This window comes from Pseudonocardia sulfidoxydans NBRC 16205 (assembly GCF_007989085.1).
Classification (GTDB): Bacteria; Actinomycetota; Actinomycetes; order Mycobacteriales; family Pseudonocardiaceae; genus Pseudonocardia; species Pseudonocardia sulfidoxydans.
In genome coordinates this window covers 62,566-79,047 of record NZ_BJVJ01000022.1, presented here as the reverse complement: position 1 = coordinate 79,047, position 16,482 = coordinate 62,566, and the positions used below count along the sequence as shown (strand labels likewise).

The 16,482-nt window shown below is 73.1% G+C and carries 13 protein-coding genes; 8 read left to right on the top strand and 5 right to left on the bottom strand.

Annotation, left to right across the window (positions count from 1 at the left end; genetic code table 11):
- The coding region (locus tag PSU4_RS31840; protein ID WP_222596246.1) for a hypothetical protein at positions 1-218 on the top strand (218 nt) is incomplete at its 5' end.
- Between the two features lie 454 nt (positions 219-672).
- On the opposite strand, the gene PSU4_RS13285 is transcribed toward PSU4_RS31840, so the two are convergent.
- Positions 673-1,434 (bottom strand): SDR family NAD(P)-dependent oxidoreductase, encoded by a 762-nt coding sequence (locus tag PSU4_RS13285; protein ID WP_147107291.1) that lies wholly within the window; start codon positions 1,432-1,434, stop codon positions 673-675.
- 29 nt (positions 1,435-1,463) lie between these two features.
- Positions 1,464-2,126 carry a FadR/GntR family transcriptional regulator gene (locus PSU4_RS13280; protein ID WP_147107288.1) on the bottom strand — a complete coding sequence of 221 codons (663 nt, stop codon included), beginning with the start codon at positions 2,124-2,126 and terminating at the stop codon, positions 1,464-1,466.
- A gap of 128 nt (positions 2,127-2,254) precedes the next feature.
- Between PSU4_RS13280 and PSU4_RS13275 the strand changes: the two genes are divergently transcribed.
- The 3 genes from PSU4_RS13275 to PSU4_RS13265 are packed head-to-tail and all read left to right on the top strand — an operon-like array spanning position 2,255 to position 5,275.
- Entirely contained in the window at positions 2,255-3,136 is an 882-nt protein-coding gene (locus tag PSU4_RS13275; protein WP_147107285.1) for a fumarylacetoacetate hydrolase family protein, read from the top strand.
- Between the two features lie 40 nt (positions 3,137-3,176).
- Entirely contained in the window at positions 3,177-3,938 is a 762-nt protein-coding gene (locus tag PSU4_RS13270; RefSeq protein ID WP_147107282.1) for an alpha/beta fold hydrolase, read from the top strand.
- A gap of 50 nt (positions 3,939-3,988) precedes the next feature.
- On the top strand, positions 3,989-5,275 hold the full coding sequence (locus PSU4_RS13265; protein ID WP_147107279.1) for a metal-dependent hydrolase family protein: 1,287 nt from the start codon (positions 3,989-3,991) through the stop codon (positions 5,273-5,275).
- An 18-nt stretch (positions 5,276-5,293) separates the two neighbouring features.
- Here PSU4_RS13265 and PSU4_RS13260 read toward each other — a convergent pair whose 3' ends face one another.
- Entirely contained in the window at positions 5,294-6,526 is a 1,233-nt protein-coding gene (locus tag PSU4_RS13260; RefSeq protein ID WP_147107277.1) for an NAD(P)/FAD-dependent oxidoreductase, read from the bottom strand.
- A gap of 90 nt (positions 6,527-6,616) precedes the next feature.
- Here PSU4_RS13260 and PSU4_RS13255 point away from each other — a divergent pair, with 90 nt between their 5' ends.
- Positions 6,617-8,134 (top strand): PucR family transcriptional regulator, encoded by a 1,518-nt coding sequence (locus tag PSU4_RS13255; RefSeq protein ID WP_147107274.1) that lies wholly within the window; start codon positions 6,617-6,619, stop codon positions 8,132-8,134.
- Between the two features lie 19 nt (positions 8,135-8,153).
- Here PSU4_RS13255 and PSU4_RS13250 read toward each other — a convergent pair whose 3' ends face one another.
- Together PSU4_RS13250 and PSU4_RS13245 are read right to left on the bottom strand one after the other, a co-directional pair.
- A complete protein-coding gene (locus PSU4_RS13250; RefSeq protein WP_147107271.1) occupies positions 8,154-9,338 on the bottom strand; it encodes a trans-sulfuration enzyme family protein in 1,185 nt (394 codons plus the stop codon).
- Between the two features lie 43 nt (positions 9,339-9,381).
- Positions 9,382-10,179: an alpha/beta fold hydrolase gene (locus PSU4_RS13245; RefSeq protein WP_186816911.1), complete on the bottom strand. Its 798-nt coding sequence runs from the start codon at positions 10,177-10,179 to the stop codon at positions 9,382-9,384.
- 100 nt (positions 10,180-10,279) lie between these two features.
- Between PSU4_RS13245 and PSU4_RS32760 the strand changes: the two genes are divergently transcribed.
- From PSU4_RS32760 to PSU4_RS13230, 3 genes are all read left to right on the top strand, one after another.
- Positions 10,280-13,315: an AfsR/SARP family transcriptional regulator gene (locus PSU4_RS32760; RefSeq protein ID WP_147107266.1), complete on the top strand. Its 3,036-nt coding sequence runs from the start codon at positions 10,280-10,282 to the stop codon at positions 13,313-13,315.
- Positions 13,316-13,516: 201 nt separating this feature from the next.
- Positions 13,517-14,956, top strand: a complete 1,440-nt coding sequence (locus tag PSU4_RS13235; protein ID WP_147107263.1) for an amidohydrolase family protein — start codon at positions 13,517-13,519, stop codon at positions 14,954-14,956.
- A gap of 69 nt (positions 14,957-15,025) precedes the next feature.
- Positions 15,026-16,444: an APC family permease gene (locus PSU4_RS13230; protein WP_147107260.1), complete on the top strand. Its 1,419-nt coding sequence runs from the start codon at positions 15,026-15,028 to the stop codon at positions 16,442-16,444.
- Positions 16,445-16,482: the final 38 nt, after the last annotated feature.

Here is a 16,482-nt window from a genome sequence, read left to right as displayed (position 1 = left end):
GAACGCCCCCGGACCACACGGTCCGGGGGCGTTCTGCGGTCCGGACGTTCTGCGGTCCGGGTGCCGTGGTCCGGGTGCTCTGCGGTCCGGGCGCCGCGGTCCGGGTGCATCGCATCCCGGGATCGAGCGTGTCGTCAGCGCTGTCCGGCGGCGCTCAGCACACGCTCGCCGGCGGGTTCCGCACCGGCCGTGTCATCAGCGCACCCCGAGCGCGCTGATGACACGTTCGGCCCGGTGTGGCCGCCGGGGCAGCACCGCGACGAGCCGATCCGCCCTGCCTGTGCGCGCAACCTCAGCGCTCTCCGGGACTCGCGGCGCAGCAGTGAGGTTGCGCGCGGGGTAGGTGCGCAACCTCAGGGTCGGCCGAGGGCTGCGGCGCAGCAGTGTGGTTGCGCGTCGTAGGAGGCGCGCACCTCGAGGTCGGGCGACTCAATGCGCATCCGTGAGGTTGCGCGCCGTAGGACGCGCGCAACCTCACGGTCGTGTGAAGGCTCCGGCGCAGCAGTGTGGTTGCGCGCGGGCGGAGGTGCGCAACCTCAGGGTCGGCCGAGGGCTGCGGCGCAGCAGTGAGGTTGCGCGCGGGCGGAGGTGCGCAACCTCACGGTCGCGCGAGGGCGGCTGTGCAGCAGTGGGGTTGCGCGCGGTCCGCCGGCGTGGGGCCGCCGGGCGCGCTCAGGTGACCGTCATGCCCCCGTCGACGGCGATCGTCTGCCCGGTGACGTAGCCCCCGGCGTCGCTCGCGAGGAACACCAGCGCGGCGGCCAGCTCCTCGGGGTCTCCCTTGCGCCCCAACGGAACCCTGGCCATCATCGCGTCCAGGTAGCCGGGCTTGTACTGGTCGGTCATCTCCGAGGTGAAGAACCCGGGCGCCAACGCGTTGACCCGGATCCCCTTGCGTCCACCCCACTGCTGGGCCAGGTCGCGGGTCAGCCCGATCAGGCCGGCCTTGCTCGCCGCGTAGGCGGCTTGCGGCAGGCTCGCCGTCGTCAGCCCGAGGATGCTGGAGATGTTGACGATGCTGCTGCCCGGCCCCATCACCCGCCCGCAGGCCTGCGCCATCCAGTAGCAGCCGTTGAGGTTCACGTCGATGACGCGCGTGAACTCCTCGACGGTCTCGCGTGTCGCCGGGACGGCGGTGCCGATGCCGGCGTTGTTGACCAGGACGTCGACGCGGCCGAGCTCGGCCAGCGCGGTGTCGACGAGGTTCTGGCAGTCGGGCTGGCGCGCCACGTCGGTGGCCACGGCGACGGCGCGCCGCCCCAGGTTCTCGACCATCTTGCGGGTGTCGTCGAGCTTGTCGACGCGCCGTGCGCCGAGGACGACGTCGGCCCCGGCTTCTGCGAGGGCCGTGGCGAACGCGACCCCGAGCCCGGACGACGCGCCCGTCACGATCGCGACCCTGCCGTCGAGCGAGAACCGATCCAGCACCGTCATGCGTCTCCTCACCTCGTCGTGTGTGGGGTTCAGTGTCTCCCGAGCAGGTTGTCGGAGACGTGTTCGAGGTGGTGACGCATGGCATAGGCGGCGCCGTCGGGGTCGCGGTCGCGCAGCGCGTCGACGATCGCGGTGTGCTCGTCGTGGTAGCAGCGGCGCCGTTCGGGTGTGGAGACGCGGCGTTTGAGCGAGCCCCACACGGGCAGTGCGCGGGCGGTGTTGACGACGTCGAACATGTTCATGAGCAGGCCGTTGTGGGTGGCTTTGGCGATGGCGCGGTGGAGCTTGGCGTCCCAGGACTCGAAGCCCTCGAAGTCGTCGCTGACCGCGCCGCCGGCGAGGGCGTCGACGATGCGGTCGAGGTCGGCCTGGGTGGCGACCCGTGCGGCCTGCGCGGCGACCTGGGGTTCGAGCAGTAGCCGGACCTGCATGATCTCGGCGGGGCTGGTGTCGGCGGGGGCGCCGTCGACCTGTGCGGCGGCGGTGTCGGTGAGGAACGTGCCGCGTCCGACGTGGCGGATCACGACGCCGTCGCGCTCGAGGATCTCCAGGGCCCGGCGGACCGCGCTGCGCGGCGCGGCGAGCTGGGCGACGAGTGCTCGCTCGGTGGGCAGCTTCGATCCCGGGCGCAGGCTGCCGTCCTGCGTCCCCTCGGTCACCAGGGCGCGCAGGGCCTGTTCCACCGTCTGCATGCGGCACACCTTAACCCGTGACGGCGACCAATCAAGACCAATGAGTTCCTGCTCTCGACAGCGTCCGCGGGTCCGCGTACGGTCGGGCAACGACAACATTGGTCTAATTGGTTCAGATTGGTTCGTCCATGAAGCTGGTGACCTTCTCCACCGGGGGCGACCCCCGCGTCGGCGTCGTCGACGCGGACGCGGGCGAGGTCCGTGACGTGTCCGCGCTGCTGCCGGCGGGCGCGGACGTCGCGCAAGTGATCGAGGGCTGGGCGCAGTGGGCGCCCGTCCTCGCCGAGCGTGCCCCGGCCCTGACCGCCCTCGCGCTCGACGACGTCCGCCTCCACGCCCCGATCGTGCCCCGCCGCGACGTCTTCTGCGTCGGCAAGAACTACCGCGAGCACGTCGCCGAGTTCGGCCGCTCCGGCTACGACTCGCCGGACCGCTCCGAGGCCCTGCCCGAGCATCCCGTCGTGTTCTCCAAGGCCACGACGTCGGTCACCGGCCCGTTCGACGACGTCCTCGCCCACCCGGGCGTCACCTCCGAGCTCGACTACGAGGCCGAGCTGGCCGTCGTCATCGGCACCGGCGGGCGGGGCATCAGCCGCGAGGCGGCGTTCGACCACGTCTGGGGCTACACGATCGTCGACGACGTCACCGCCCGCGACCTGCAGCGTCGCCACAAGCAGTGGCTCATCGGCAAGTCGCTCGACACCCACTGCCCCATGGGCCCCTACGCCGTCTCCGCCGACGAGATCGGCGACGTCACCGCCCTGCAGGTCGAGAGCCGCGTCAACGGCGAGGCGCGCCAGTCCGCGCCGGTCAAGGACCTGATCTTCGACATCCCCGAGCTGATCGCCACCCTCTCCGCCGCCATCACGCTGCTGCCCGGCGACGTCATCGCCACCGGCACCCCCGCAGGCGTCGGCATCGGGTTCGACCCGCCGCGCTTCCTCGCTCCCGGCGACGTCGTGGAGGTCTCGATCACCGGCCTCGGCACCCAGCGCAACCGCATCGTCTGAGCCCCGCAGCGAACGCCCGCGACACGAGCGAAGGAGAGTCGTGAAGATCAACGGCAAGCAACTGGCCGTCGAGATCGAGGGGGAGGGCCCCGCCGTCCTGTTCGTCCACGGACTGGGCGGGACCTCGAACTTCTACCAGGTGCAGGCCGACGCGCTCGTCGCGTCGCACACCGTCATCCGCGTCGACTCGGCCGGCGCCGGCCGCTCGGAGACCGCCGACGGCATCAGCATCGAGTCCCACGCCGCCGACCTCGCCGCCGTCCTCGACGAGGCCGGCGTCGACCGCGCCGCCGTCGTCGCCCATTCCATGGGCACCCTCGTCGCCCGCGTGTTCGCGGCCCGGCACCCGGACAGGGTCACGTCGCTGACCCTTCTCGGCGCCGTCCGCGAGCCCCCGGAGGCCGGCCGGCAGGCCCAGCGCGACCGCGCCGCCACGTTGCGCGACAAGGGGACCGCGGCCGTCGCCCCCGGCGTCGTCGCCAACGCCCTGTCGGGGACGACGCGCACCGACCGGCCCGAGGTCGCCGCGTTCGTCCGTGAGCTCGTCATGCGCCAGGACCCCGAGGGCTACGCCCGCAACTGCGAGGCCCTCGGCGCGGCCACCGACCCCGGACCCGTCGACCCCGCGCTGCCGCTGCTGCTCATCACCGGCGACGACGACAAGGTCGGCCCGCCGGAGGCCAGCCACGAGCTCGCCGACGCCCACGGCAACGCGACCGTGCACGTCCTGCCCGGCGTCGGCCACTGGACCGCGCTCGAGGCCGCCCGTCCCGTCACCGACCACCTGCTCACGTTCCTGTAGCCCAGACACTTCTCGACACAGTCACTTCTCGACGAAGGGGAGGGGCCGACGTGCCCACCACGATCCTGTTCCGCGACGTCAACATCCTCGACTCCACCGGCGCCGACCCCTACCGCGGTGACGTCCTCGTCGAGGACGACCGCATCACCGCCGTCGGCGCCGTCGACCCCGCCCGCGCCGAGGGCGCCCGCGTGATCGAGGGCCGCGGCCGGACGCTGATGTCCGGGCTGTGCGACGCCCACACCCACTTCTCCTGGAACAACTCCGCCGACCTCGACGGCCTGGGCACCATGCCCGTCGAGGAGCACCTGCTGTTCTGCCTCGAGTCGGCCAGGACCTACATCGACTCCGGCTACACGATGTGCCTCGGCGCCGCCTCGGCCAAGGACCGGCTCGACGTCGTGTGCCGTGACGCGATCAACGCCGGCCGGATCCCTGGTCCGCGCTACCTCGCCAACGGCCCTGAGATCGCGGTCACCGGCGGCGCTCTGATCAAGTCGATCACCAAGTTCGCCGACGGTCCCGAGGGGATGCGCAAGGCGGTCCGCGAACTGATCGACATCGGCGTCGACCAGATCAAGCTGTCGATGACCGGCGAGGAGATCACCGGCACCCAGCGCGCCGAGGACACCTACTTCTCCGAGGAGGAGGTCGCGGCCGCCGTCACCGAGGCCCACCGCCGCGGCAAGCGCGTCTGCGCCCACGCCCGCAGCGCCGAGAGCGTCAAGATGTGCGTGCGCAACCACGTCGACGTCATCTACCACGCCAGCTTCACCGACGCCGAGGGTATGGACATGCTCGAGGCCAACAAGGACTGGGTGTTCGTCGCGCCCGGCATCAACTGGCTCGTCGCCACCCTCTACGAGGCGGAGTCCTTCGGCTTCCCGCAGGAGGCGGCCGAGGCCGTCGGCTACAAGAAGGAACTCGAGACGGCCATCGAGGGCCTGCGCGAGATGCACAGGCGCGGGATCAAGGTCCTGCCCGGCGGCGACTACGGCTTCGCCTGGACCCCGCACGGCACCTACGCCCGCGACCTCGAGCACTTCGTCGAGCTGCTGGGCTTCACGCCGATGGAGGCCATCGTCTCCGCGACGGCGTGGGGCGGCGAGATCATGCTGCGCCCCGACGAGCTCGGCAAGGTTGCGCCCGGCTACCTCGCCGACCTGCTGCTCGTCGACGGCGACCCGCTCGCCGACATCACCGTGCTCCAGGACCGGACGAAGCTGAACTACATCATGAAGGGCGGCCGGTTCCACAAGGACGGCAGCGACGCCGACGCCGCCGGCCCGCCCAACCCGGGCAACGTCGACCGCAACCAGGCGCCCGCCCGAGTCTGATCCGAGGTCGGTCGGTGCCTAGCGCAGCGGGTCGAGCGGTGCCAGCGCCGCGGGCGGGCGGCCGGTCGCGATCTGCTCGGCCAGCAGCCTGCCCGTCACCGGCCCCAAAGCGATGCCCCACATGCCGTGGCCGCCCGCGACGAACACCCGCGGATCGGCGCTGCGTCCGACGAGGGGAAGCCCGTCGACCGTGCACGGCCGGGCACCCACCCACTCGTCCTCCCGGTGCTCGAGGTCGGCGCCGTCGAGCAGCTGTGAGGCGGCGTCGACCAGCGCCCGGATGCGGCGCGGGTCGGGCGCGGCGTCGACCGGGCGGAACTCCATCATCCCGGCGACGCGCAGCCGTCCCCGGGCCGGTGAGCAGGCGACGCGTTGCGCCGGGAAGTAGACCGGGCCCTGCGGCAGCTGGTCGACCTTCACGGTGAAGCTGTAGCCGCGGCCCGCCTGGACGAGCCGGCGCACCCCGAAGCGGCGCGCCAGGGTGCCGAGCCGCGCGCCGGTGGCGAGGACCACCGCGTCGAAGGTCCGGCCGCCGACGGTGACGCCGTCCGTCGTCGTGGTGACGTCGTCGACGTGCTGCTCACGCACGAGGGTGCCGCCGCGTGCGACGACGTCGTCGGCGAGGGCGTGGACGAACGGTGCGGGGTCGAGGAACCGCTGGCCGCGGAGCCGGATCGCCGCGGTGATGCCCGCGGAGAGCGCAGGCTCCTGGCTGCGGGCCTGGTCGCCGTCGAGCAGGTCGAACTCGACGTCCTGGCCTGCGGCGCGGATGTGCTCGATCTCCTGCAGGAGCGTCTCGCGTTCGCGGGGGGTCCGGTAGGCGGCGAGGAACTGGTCCGCCGGCCGGGTCCGCTCCGGCAGCCCGGCCTCGATCCGCGCGAAGGCGTCGAGGGCGCCGGCGTTCAACGGGACCAGGGCGTCCATGGCGCGCCGCCACCGCGGCATCGTGCAGTTGCGGGCGAACCCGGCGAGGAACCGCAACAGTCGCGGGTCGGTGGTGGGTGGGACGTAGACGGGGGAGCCGGGGCTGAGCACCGCCCGCAGTCCGTAGCGCAGCACGGCCGGCTCGGGCAGCGGGGTGGCGATGGCGGGGGTCAGCCAGCCGGCGTTGCCCCAGCTCGAGCCGGCGGCGACGTCGTCGCGCTCCATCACGGTGACGTCGACGCCGTGTTCCTGCAGGTACCAGGCGCAGGCGAGGCCGACCATGCCGGCGCCGACGACCGCGACACGTTCCGGGGCGGGGGTGCTCATACCTCGATACTGGCGCCGGGCGAGCCCGCAGCCGATGTCAGGACCTGACACTGTCGGACCCCCTGACTGTCCGAACGTTACAGTCGAATCGTGCCGACGGGTCTGCAGGTCCTCCGGTCGCCGGGCGACGCCGTGGTGCGCGTGCTGGTGGCGGGGACCGCTGTCACGGTGGGCGACATCCACCTCGCCGGCGACACGGCTCCGGCGGGGCCGGGCGCGCTGGTCGTGGCGATCGGCACCGACGGCGCCGAGGCGCAGGAGGCGGCCGTCCGGAGCGCGGCAGGGCTGCGCGCGGCCGGGCTCGTCCTGCGGGCACCGGTGGCGGACGGGACCGTCGCACTCGCCCGGGCCGAGCGGCTCACCCTCGCCGCCGTCGACGAGCGGATGGACTGGAGCCATCTCGTCTGGTTCCTGCGCAGCCTGCTGCACCGCGACGGACATGACGCCGACGACGGCGCCGCGGCCCAGCAGGAGCTCTTCGCGATGGCCGACACGGTCGCCCGGATGCTCGACGCGTCGGTGACGATCGAGGACCCGCACAGCCGGGTGCTGGCGTACTCCGCCGGGGTCGGGGAGGCCGACGTCGTCCGGACGTCGACGATCCTGGGCCGCGCCGTCCCCGCGGACGTGCTGCGCCGGCTGCGGGCGTCGGGTGTGCTGCGGCGGCTGCGGCGGGCCGAGCGGCCGATCGTCCTGCCGGCCGTCGCACCGGACCTGCTCGGCAGGCTGGTGGTGCCGCTACGGGTCGGCGACGAGGCGGTGGGGTCGATCTGGGCGATCCGCGACGGCGAGCTCGACGCGGAGCTGGAGGAACGTCTGGTCGCGGTCGGTGCGGCCGTCGCACTGCAGGTCGTGCGGCTGCGCGCCGGTCGGGACCTCGCCATGCGCTACTCCGTGGAACGTGTCCGGGAGGCGCTGCGGGGCGGCGCAGCGGCCGGGGGCGACCTCGCGTTCGCCTCCCGTGCGTTGCGCGTCGTGGCGTTGGGGCGGCTGACCGACGGCCCCGCCGACGACCCCGCCGACGACGGGGGTCGCGACGTCGACCTTCCGGTGTGGCGGACCTTCCTGCGGCGCCACGCCTGGCCGGAGCCGATCCTGGGCGACGTCGACGGCGTCACCTTCGCGATCGTCGACGACGGCCCCGGCGCCGGCGGCTGGTCGTGGCTGCGGGAGCTGGTCGCCGACGGCGGCCCGGCGAGCGTCGCCGCCAGCCGCGCGGTCGTCGACGTCGCGGGCCTGCCGGGCGCACGCCGGGAGGCCGCGGAGGCGCTCGTCGCGGCAGCCGACCTGGGGCGACGCGTCGTGGCCCACGAGGACGTCTGGACGACGGTGGTGCTGCGGCGCGCGACCGCGGCGGTGGCCACCGTCGCGCACGACGGTCTCGCCCGGCTCCACGCCGCCGACGAGGAGCACGGCACCCCGCTCGCCGCGACGCTGCGCGCCTGGCTCGAATGCTGGGGCGACGTGAACCGGGCGGCCGCGGACCTGCACGTGCACCCCAACACCGTCCGGCTGCGGATGCGTCGGGTGCGCGCGCTGCTCGGCAGCGACCTCGACGACGGCGCCGAACGGGCCGCCACGCTCCTGCTGCTGCGCGCGTCGACCTGATCGCCCGCTCACCGCGCCCTCAGCGTGGGCCCAGTGTCGCGGTGAGCGCCTGGTCGAGGTCGGCCACCAGGTCGTCGGGGTGCTCCAGCCCCACCGAGAAGCGCAGGTGCCCCCAGCGCCGGAACTCCTCGGGCAAGGACCGGGCTCGCTCGCCGTCGCCCGCGACGTGCACGATCAGCGACTCGTCGTGCCCCAGCGACACCGCCGAGGTGATCACCCGCAGCGCCGCGACGAACCGGTTCTGTGCGTCGGAGTCGCCGCGCACGGCGAAGGCGAGCATCCCGCCGAAGCCCGTCATCGTCCGCGCCGCGAGGGCGTGCTGCGGGTGTGACGGCAGGCCCGGGTAGGCGACGTAGGCGACCCGTGGGTCGGCGGCCAGCCCTTCCGCCAGCACCTGCGCGGAGGCGCAGTGCTGCCGCATCCGCAGCGGCAGCGTCACCGCCCCACGCATGATCAGCCAGGCGTGGAACGGGCTGATCACCCCGCCGACGTCGACCTGCGCATCCGCGCGGATGCGGTCGGTCAGGCTGCGGTCACCGATCACCGCGCCGCCCATCGCGTCGCCGTGGCCGTTGATGTACTTCGTCAGCGAGTGCACGACGAGGTCGGCGCCGAGCGCGAGCGGCCGCTGCAGCACGGGCGTCGCGAAGGTGGCGTCGACGCTGAGCAGCGCGCCCGCCTCGTGCGCGACCGCGGCGACGGCCTCGACGTCGGTGATCCGGGTCGTGGGGTTCGCGGGCGTCTCGACGTGCACGAGCCGGGTCGTGGGCCGGATCGCGGCGCGCACCGCCTCGGGGTCGGACGAGTCGACGAGCGTCGCGGTGATCCCGTACTTGGCGGGCAGCAGCTCGGTGAGCAGCCGGCGCGTCGCGACGTAGGTGACGTCGGAGCACACGACGTGGTCGCCGGTGCGCAGGAACGTGAAGAACAGCGCGTGGATGGCCGCGACGCCACTGGCCAGCGCGACGGCGTCGACGTCGCCGCGCTCACCCGCCGTCTCCAGCAGGGCGAGTTTCTCCTCCAGCCAGCCCTGGTTCGCACCGCCGTTGCGGGTGTAGAGCGGCGTCGAGAAGTCGGACCAGTCGAGCTCGGACGGGTCGGCGGGCAGCGCGTAGGAGTTGGCCATCACCAGCGGGCGCCGGATCGCTCCGGTGCCCGGGTCGACGGCGTTGCCTGCGTGGACACTCAGGGTCTCGTCGTGCACCCCTGCATTGTCGGATGCGGCGCCGGCGGGTGGCCGACCGTGGTCACGTCGACGACGCCAGGAGGCTTTCGAGAGCGTCGTTGAGCAGGTCCGGACGCTCCAGCCAGACCAGGTGCCCGGCGGCGGCGATCGTCTCCAGCCGTGCGCCGGGGATGGCGGCGGCGACCGCCCGGTTGTACCAGGGCAGCGTGATCAGGTCCTGGTCGCCGTGCACGACGAGCGTCGGGCAGGAGATCGTCGACAGCCGGTCGCGGGTCTCGTGGGACAGGTCGGCGCGGAAGTGGGCCGCGGTGCCCGGCGGGTTGCGCGACGTGTGCTCCCCGAGCAGCGCCTCCACGCGGCGCTGCAGCTCGGGTTCGTCGTCGATCACCGAGGGCGCCGACATCCAGAACGCGAACTGGGCGAAGACGTCGAGCGGCCCCTTCTCCAGCGCGTAGAGCCGGGACTCGAAGTGCCGCCGGATGTGGTGCTCGCGCGCCGTCGACGACCAGGTGGCCACCAGCCCGAGGGCGCGGACCAGGTCGGGGCGGGCGAGCGCGAGCTCCTGGGCGACGGCCGAGCCGAGCGACAACCCGACGACGACCGCGGGCCCGACGCCGATCGCGTCCATCCACGCCGCGACGTCACCCGCGAGGTCGGCGACGGTGAGGCCGTCGAGGGGCCCCTCGCTGCCCGCTCCGCGCAGGTCGACGGTCAGGCACCGGTAGCGGTCGGCGAAGTGGTCGGTCTGGGGTGCCCAGCTGCTGCCGTACAGCCCGGTCCCGGGGATCCAGACGACGGCGGGACCGGACCCGTGCTCCTCGTGATGGACACGTACTGCGCCGCAGGATGTGATGGGCAACTCTGCTCCTCGGCTCTCGGGAGGGGGAACGTAACCTGCGGCTCGCGCACCGGAGGCACACTGCGTGAACGCAGCCGAAACGGGGAAGGAGGGATCAGGCATGACCGGGCGGCCCGACAACCCGGACTGGATCATCCGCCGCAAGATCACCCCACCGCCCCTCGGTCCCGCCGTCACCCGGCGTCCACGGGTCGAGGCGCTGCTCACCCGGCTGATCGAGCAGCACCGGCTCGTCGTCGTGTACGCGTCGGCGGGGGCCGGGAAGACCACCGCGGTGCTGCAGGCGGCGGAGCGGCTCGACCGGCCACTGGTCTGGCTCGACCTCGACACGACCGACGTCGCGACCGGTCGGCTGCTCGTGTACCTCGAGGCGGCGCTGGCCCGGCAGATCCCGGCGATCCGAGGCGTGGCCAGCGGCGCGTTGGCGGCGAACCTGGCGCACTCGGAGGTCGCCGGGCTGCTCGCCGAGGCCGTGGAGGGCAGCGACGTCCTCGTGGTGCTCGACGACGCCGAACGGCTCGCCGACTCGCCCGCCGCGCTCGGCGTGGTGTCGGCGTTCGTCCACTACCTGCCGGCGACCGCCCGGCTGGTGCTGCTGAGCAGGGTCGAGCTGGCCGTCACGACGTCGGGCTGGGGCCCGTGGGTGGCGGCGGTGGGCGAGGAGGACCTCGCGCTGACGGTGCAGGAGGCCACCGACGCGCTGGCCGGCTCGGGCCGCAGCGACATCGACCCGGTGGAGGCGCTGATCGAGACCGGGGGGTGGCTCACCGGGGTGCTGTTCGAGGCGTGGCGCTCGACCGACCACGTCATCGGGCTGGGCGGCGAGGCCGACCCGCTGCACGGCTACCTCGCGACCCAGATCCTCGACCAGCTCGACCCGCAGGACCAGGACTTCCTGGTGACGACGGCTGTCCTGCAGGAGGTCACGCCCCGCGCGGCCGAGGCGATCGGGCTGCGTGCGGCGTCGTCGCGGATGCACGCCCTGCGCGGACGGCGGCTCCCGGTCAGCTGGGACGGCGACCGGATGCGGTGCCATCCGCGGTTCCGGGAGTTCCTGCTGCGCAGGCTCGGGCGGCGCGGCGAGGAGGAACAGCGCAGGCTGCGCACCGCGTACGCCAGGTTGCTGCTCGACTCGGGGCACGACGAGGAGGCGCTGGAGGAGCTGTTCGCGGCGGACGCCCTGGACGAGGCCATGGCCGTGATCCGGCCCGTCCTGGAACGCGCCATCGAGCGCACGGACTTCCCGACGGCCGAACGCTGGCTCGAGCGGCTCGGGCCGGCGCGTCGCGAGCACTACGTCGCGCTCGCCGGCGCCGAGCTGATGCTGGCCGTGGTGCGGGAGGACTTCGCCGCGGGCGTCCGGCTCGCGGACCGGCTGGAGGCCGCGGGCCGCCGCGCCGAGCTGGCCGCGGCCTCGGGGCGCGCGGCCGGGCTCATGGCGTGGTGCTACCTGCACGCCGGCCGCCCCGACGACATGCGCGCGGTGATCGACTCGGGCGCCCCGGGGCCCGACGTCGACGCCGCCCGGTACGCGATGCGCATGGTCGACGTGGAGGCCCCGCCCGACGACGTGGCGCCCGGGCTGGGCGCCCTCACCGGCGGACCGCTCGACGCGCTGGTGATGCGCGCGCACTTCGACCTCGGGCGGCTGCAGGCGATGGACACCCGCCCGGCGTCGCCGTGGGCGCAGCGGGCGGCGGACTCCTGGATGGTGTCGGGGCTGCTCGCGACGGGCAGGCCCGCCGAGGCGTTCGAGCTCTACCACCGGCTGGTCGACGCGTCCACCGAGCACAGCGTCTGGCTGCAGGCACTGGTCGGGCCGCGGCTGATGGCCGAGATCGGTGAGGAGGACGCCGCGTGGCGGCTGCTGCGCGAGGGGCGCGAGCGGATCGCGAGCACGGGGTCGTCGCTGTTCGAGGCCTACAGCCGGTTGATCGAGGCGGAGTTCGCCCTGCGCCTCGGGCGCGACCCGGGCGCGGCGACGCGGGCGCTGCGTCCCCTCGTCGCGAACCCCATCGGGCACTGCTACTCGATGGTCGCCGAGCACCTGGCGACGCTGCAGGGGCGGATCGCGCTCGCCGAGGGCGATGCGGAGACGGCGGTGACGTACCTGCAGCCCGCGGTGCACGGCATGCGACTCGGTGGCCGGCTGCTGCACCTCCCCGCGGCCGCGGTGTACCTCGCCGAGGCCGCGTGGCGCACCGGCGACGAGGACACCGCCGACGCGGCGGCCGACGTCGCGCTGGAGGCCGCCCGGGGCCAGGGCTCGACGCACGTGCTGCTCAACGCCCTCGCCGAGTTCCCCGACGTGCTCGCCCGACGCCTGGATCTCGAGCTCACGGCCGAGTCCGCGTGGCACGAGCTGGGGCGGGGCCTGACGGCACGGGTCGGCGGGCTGGGCGACGTCATCGGCGCCGCGGTGCACGTCGCGGAGTTCGGCCGCACCGCGGTGATCCTCAACGGCCGCGAGGTCAAGCCGCGGCTGGCCAAGAGCGTGGAGCTGTTGACGTTCCTGTCCAACCGGGGCGAGCGTGACCCCGTCACCCGCCCGCAGCTGCTCGACGCGCTGTTCGCCGGGCGGCGTGACGACTCGGCGGCGTCCTACCTGCGGCAGGCGATCCTGCACCTGCGCAAGGCGGTACCGGACGTGCTGGAGACCGAGGGCGGCCCGGGCGTGCTGCGGCTGGCCTCGCGGGTGCGGGTCACGACCGAGTCGCGCCGTGTCGTCGCCCTCCTGGCGCAGGCCCAGGCCCTGCGGGGAGCCGACCGCCTCGGCCTGCTGCTCGAGGCGCTCGAGATCGCCGACCGGGGCGAGTACCTGCCCGGCATCCGGTCCGGCTGGGCCGAGGAGCGCCGGGCCCAGCTGGCCGGGATCCTCAAGGACGTCCGGTTCGAGGCGGCCGAGGCCGCGTTCGCGACGGGGTCGTTCCGCCAGGCCGAGGAGCTGCTCGCCGCGGTGCTGCGGGCCGACCCCGCGCGGGAGGCCGGGTGGCGGCTGCAGATGCGTCTCGCCCACGCGATGGGCGACTCGGACCGCGTCCTCGTCGCGTACCGATCGTGTGAAGGGGCGCTGCGCGAGCTCGGGGCCGAACCCTCGGCGACGACGTCGGCGCTGGTCCGGGACCTGCGTCGCTGATCGGGCGACGGTTTCGCCGCGTCGCGGCGGGTTTCGCGGGCGGCCCCGGGGCCCCGCCCGGCACCGGTGTGACCCACGTCGCGAAGCCGTCCGTTTCGCCCCCGTTCACGCCGATGCTTCCGCCGTTCGGCCCAGGCACGCCACGGTTCGGCTCGACCCCGCGGCCCACCGGCCGCGACCGAGGAGCGAGGAGCCCGGCGCATGGCGTCCAGCTGGCTGCTGATCGCACACGGCACCGTCGTCGACGGTGCCGGCAACCCGCCCGTCCCGAACGCGTCGGTGCTGGTCCGGGACGGGCTGATCCACGCGGTCGGCACCGACGTCACCCGTGAGCTGGTGCCGCGCGGGGAGACCCTGCGGGAGATCGACGCCACCGGCCGCACCGTGATGCCCGGCCTCATCGACGCGCACTGCCACATGACCTACGGCGAGTCGCGCTCGGAGGAGGAGATCGACCTCTACACGAGCCCGGAGTCGCGCACGCTCAAGGCGGCCTTCCACGCCCAGAAGGTGCTGCGCTCGGGCGTCACCGGCATCTCCCAGCCCGGCGGGAGCTACTACATCGGCGTGGCGCTGCGCGACGCCGTCCGCGACGGGATCGTCCAGGGCCCGCGCATGACGTCGGCCGGCCGCTACCTGTCCACCAGCAACGGGCTCACCGACTGGTACCCCGACTCCGTCGGCGTGCCGGAGGGCTCCATCGGCATCGTCCACAACCGCCTCGACGACATGATCGACGAGGTCCGCCACCAGGTGAAGAACGGCGTCGACCTGATCAAGCTCGCCGACAGCCCCTACGGCGACTTCCAGGCGTTCACGACGCACGAGATGACCGTGCTCGCCGACCTCGCCCACCAGCTCGGCAAGAAGATCACGATCCACGCCCGCGGCTCGGCCGAGGTCGACGCGGCCGTCACCGCCGGCATGGACTGGATCATGCACGGCAACATCCTCAGCGACGAGACCGTCGCCCACCTCGCCGAGTCCGGCACGCCGCTCGTCCCGACGCTGCTCCTGCTCGCCAACGCGGGGGACTGGGGCCATCTCGTCGGCGCGCCCGCCCCGCTGCGCGACGGGATGAAGCGGATGCTGGAGAAGTCCGCCGACGCGCTGCACCGCGCCCACGCCGCCGGCGTCCCGATGGTCCTGGGCACCGACTCCGGGTTCTCGCTGAGCCCGTACGGTGTCTGGCACGCCCGCGAGCTCGACCTGCTGATGCGTTACGCCGGGCTGACGTCGCTGGAGGCGATCAAGGCCGGGACGAGCAACGGGGCGCTCATGCTCGGGCTGGAGGGTCTCATCGGGACCGTCGCGCCCGGCATGATCGCCGACCTGATCGTCGTGAACGGCGACCCCGTCGCCGACATCACCGTGCTGCAGCGCCGCGAGGCGATCGAGACGGTCGTGCAGGACGGCCGCGTCGTCGAGTTCGACGAGGACGCCATCGCCCGGTCCTGGCCCCACGACCGCGGGATCGGGTACTCCGTGACCGACCTGACCTACGACGTCGTCCACGGGCTGGGCAACGGCGCGGACCCGCGCGACCTCACCGCGCCCGAGGGCGTCCGGTTCGACGACGAGCACGCCGCCGACCTGGTGTCGGACCTGCGCCGCCGCGAACGCTCCGCAGGCACCTTCTGACGTCCCACCCGCACTGCCCGCCACACCGCAAGCCCCACCCGTGATACGACCCACGAGAGAGGGACGCCCGTGTCCACCAGTGACGAAATCTCCGACCCCCTGTCGGACGCACTGTCCGAGGACGGCCTCGACGACATCGAGCTCGTCGACGAGAAACCGCTCTCCTGGTTCGACGTCTCCGCCATCGGCACCGGCGAGATGCTGTTCACCGCCGGCTGGGCGTGGATCGTGTTCATCGCGTCGTCGTTCGGGATCCTGTGGTCGATCCTCGGGTTCGTCGGCGGCGTCGTCATCATCCACACCGCGTGGTGGCTGTACCGCGAGATGATCACCGCGGTCCCGGAGCCGGGTTCCCTGCAGTCCTATGCCCGCGAGGCGGGTGTCTTCCCGCTCGGTACCAGCTACCTCGTGCTCTACGCCCCGGTGTACGGCGCGTTCATGTGGCTGGAGCTGCTCATCGCCAACGAGCTCTTCGCGCTGCTGTTCCCGAGCGTCCCGGCGGCGATCTGGCCGTACGTGGTGCTCCTCCCGGTCCTGGCGCTGAACCTGCTGGGCCACCAGATCACCGGCAAGGTGCAGTCGACGCTCGTCGTCATCACGCTCGTGGCCGACATCGTGCTGGCGATCTGCGTGTTCGTCTTGATCGTCAACGCGGACTCGTTCTCGCTGAACTGGCCCTCGCCGACCCCGATCACCTTCCTCGGCTTCTTCACGATCGTCGGCCTCTGGCTCGGGATCATGGCCGGGATCATGGAGGTCCAGCAGGTCCTCGTCGACGAGTGGAAGGACTTCCGGCGCTCCCGCGACATCGGTCTGCTGTCCGCGGCGTGGCAGCTGTGGATCCGGCAGCTCCCGCTCGCCATCGGCATCCTCGGCAGCCTCCCCATCGCCGCGCTCGTGCTCATGCCGGTCCCGACGATCGGGGTCGTCGAGGAGAAGTTCGGGCACAACCCGCTGTTCTACCTCGCGCTCATCGCCATGCTCGTCGCCACCTACACGACGCTGTCGGTCTACTTCATGGGGATGGGCAAGATCCTCGCCCTCTACAGCCAGCAGGGCGCGCTGCCGCGGATCATCGGCCGTTACTCGCGCCGCTCGGTCCCGTGGGTGGCGATCATCATCCTCGCCGTCTTCGCGCTGATCGGCGTCTACATCGGCGACTTCACGTTCGTCTCGCACGTATTGTCGACGTGGTCGGCGACGCTGTACTTCTTCGTGGCGCTGTTCTACCTGCTCATGAAGCGGCGCAAGGATCTCGACCGGCCGCTGGTGGCCCGCCTCGGCACGCCGCTCGCGGTGTTCCTGCTGGTCGTCACCGCGATCGTCGGGATCGCCATCGCGGCGACCGACTGGGTCGCCGCCACGACGTGGGCCGCCCTGGTGGTCGTCGTCGTCCTCTACGACATGGTCGTGGTGCCGCGGACCAAGCGCGGTGCCCTCTACCGCCAGCAGCTGCTGCGCCGCCGGACCTCGGCCGCCCGCCTCTAGGACCCGCCGCATCCCGCGCCCCACCGGCAACACGGAAG

What these genes read in the sequence shown, in the direction of transcription:
- PSU4_RS32760 (WP_147107266.1), top strand. Translation starts at nt 10,280, where the DNA reads ATGACCGGGCGGCCCGACAACCCGGACTGGATCATCCGCCGCAAGATC.
- PSU4_RS13285 (WP_147107291.1), bottom strand. Translation starts at nt 1,434, where the DNA reads ATGACGGTGCTGGATCGGTTCTCGCTCGACGGCAGGGTCGCGATCGTG.
- PSU4_RS13280 (WP_147107288.1), bottom strand. Translation starts at nt 2,126, where the DNA reads ATGCAGACGGTGGAACAGGCCCTGCGCGCCCTGGTGACCGAGGGGACG.
- PSU4_RS13275 (WP_147107285.1), top strand. Translation starts at nt 2,255, where the DNA reads ATGAAGCTGGTGACCTTCTCCACCGGGGGCGACCCCCGCGTCGGCGTC.
- PSU4_RS13260 (WP_147107277.1), bottom strand. Translation starts at nt 6,526, where the DNA reads ATGAGCACCCCCGCCCCGGAACGTGTCGCGGTCGTCGGCGCCGGCATG.
- PSU4_RS13235 (WP_147107263.1), top strand. Translation starts at nt 13,517, where the DNA reads ATGGCGTCCAGCTGGCTGCTGATCGCACACGGCACCGTCGTCGACGGT.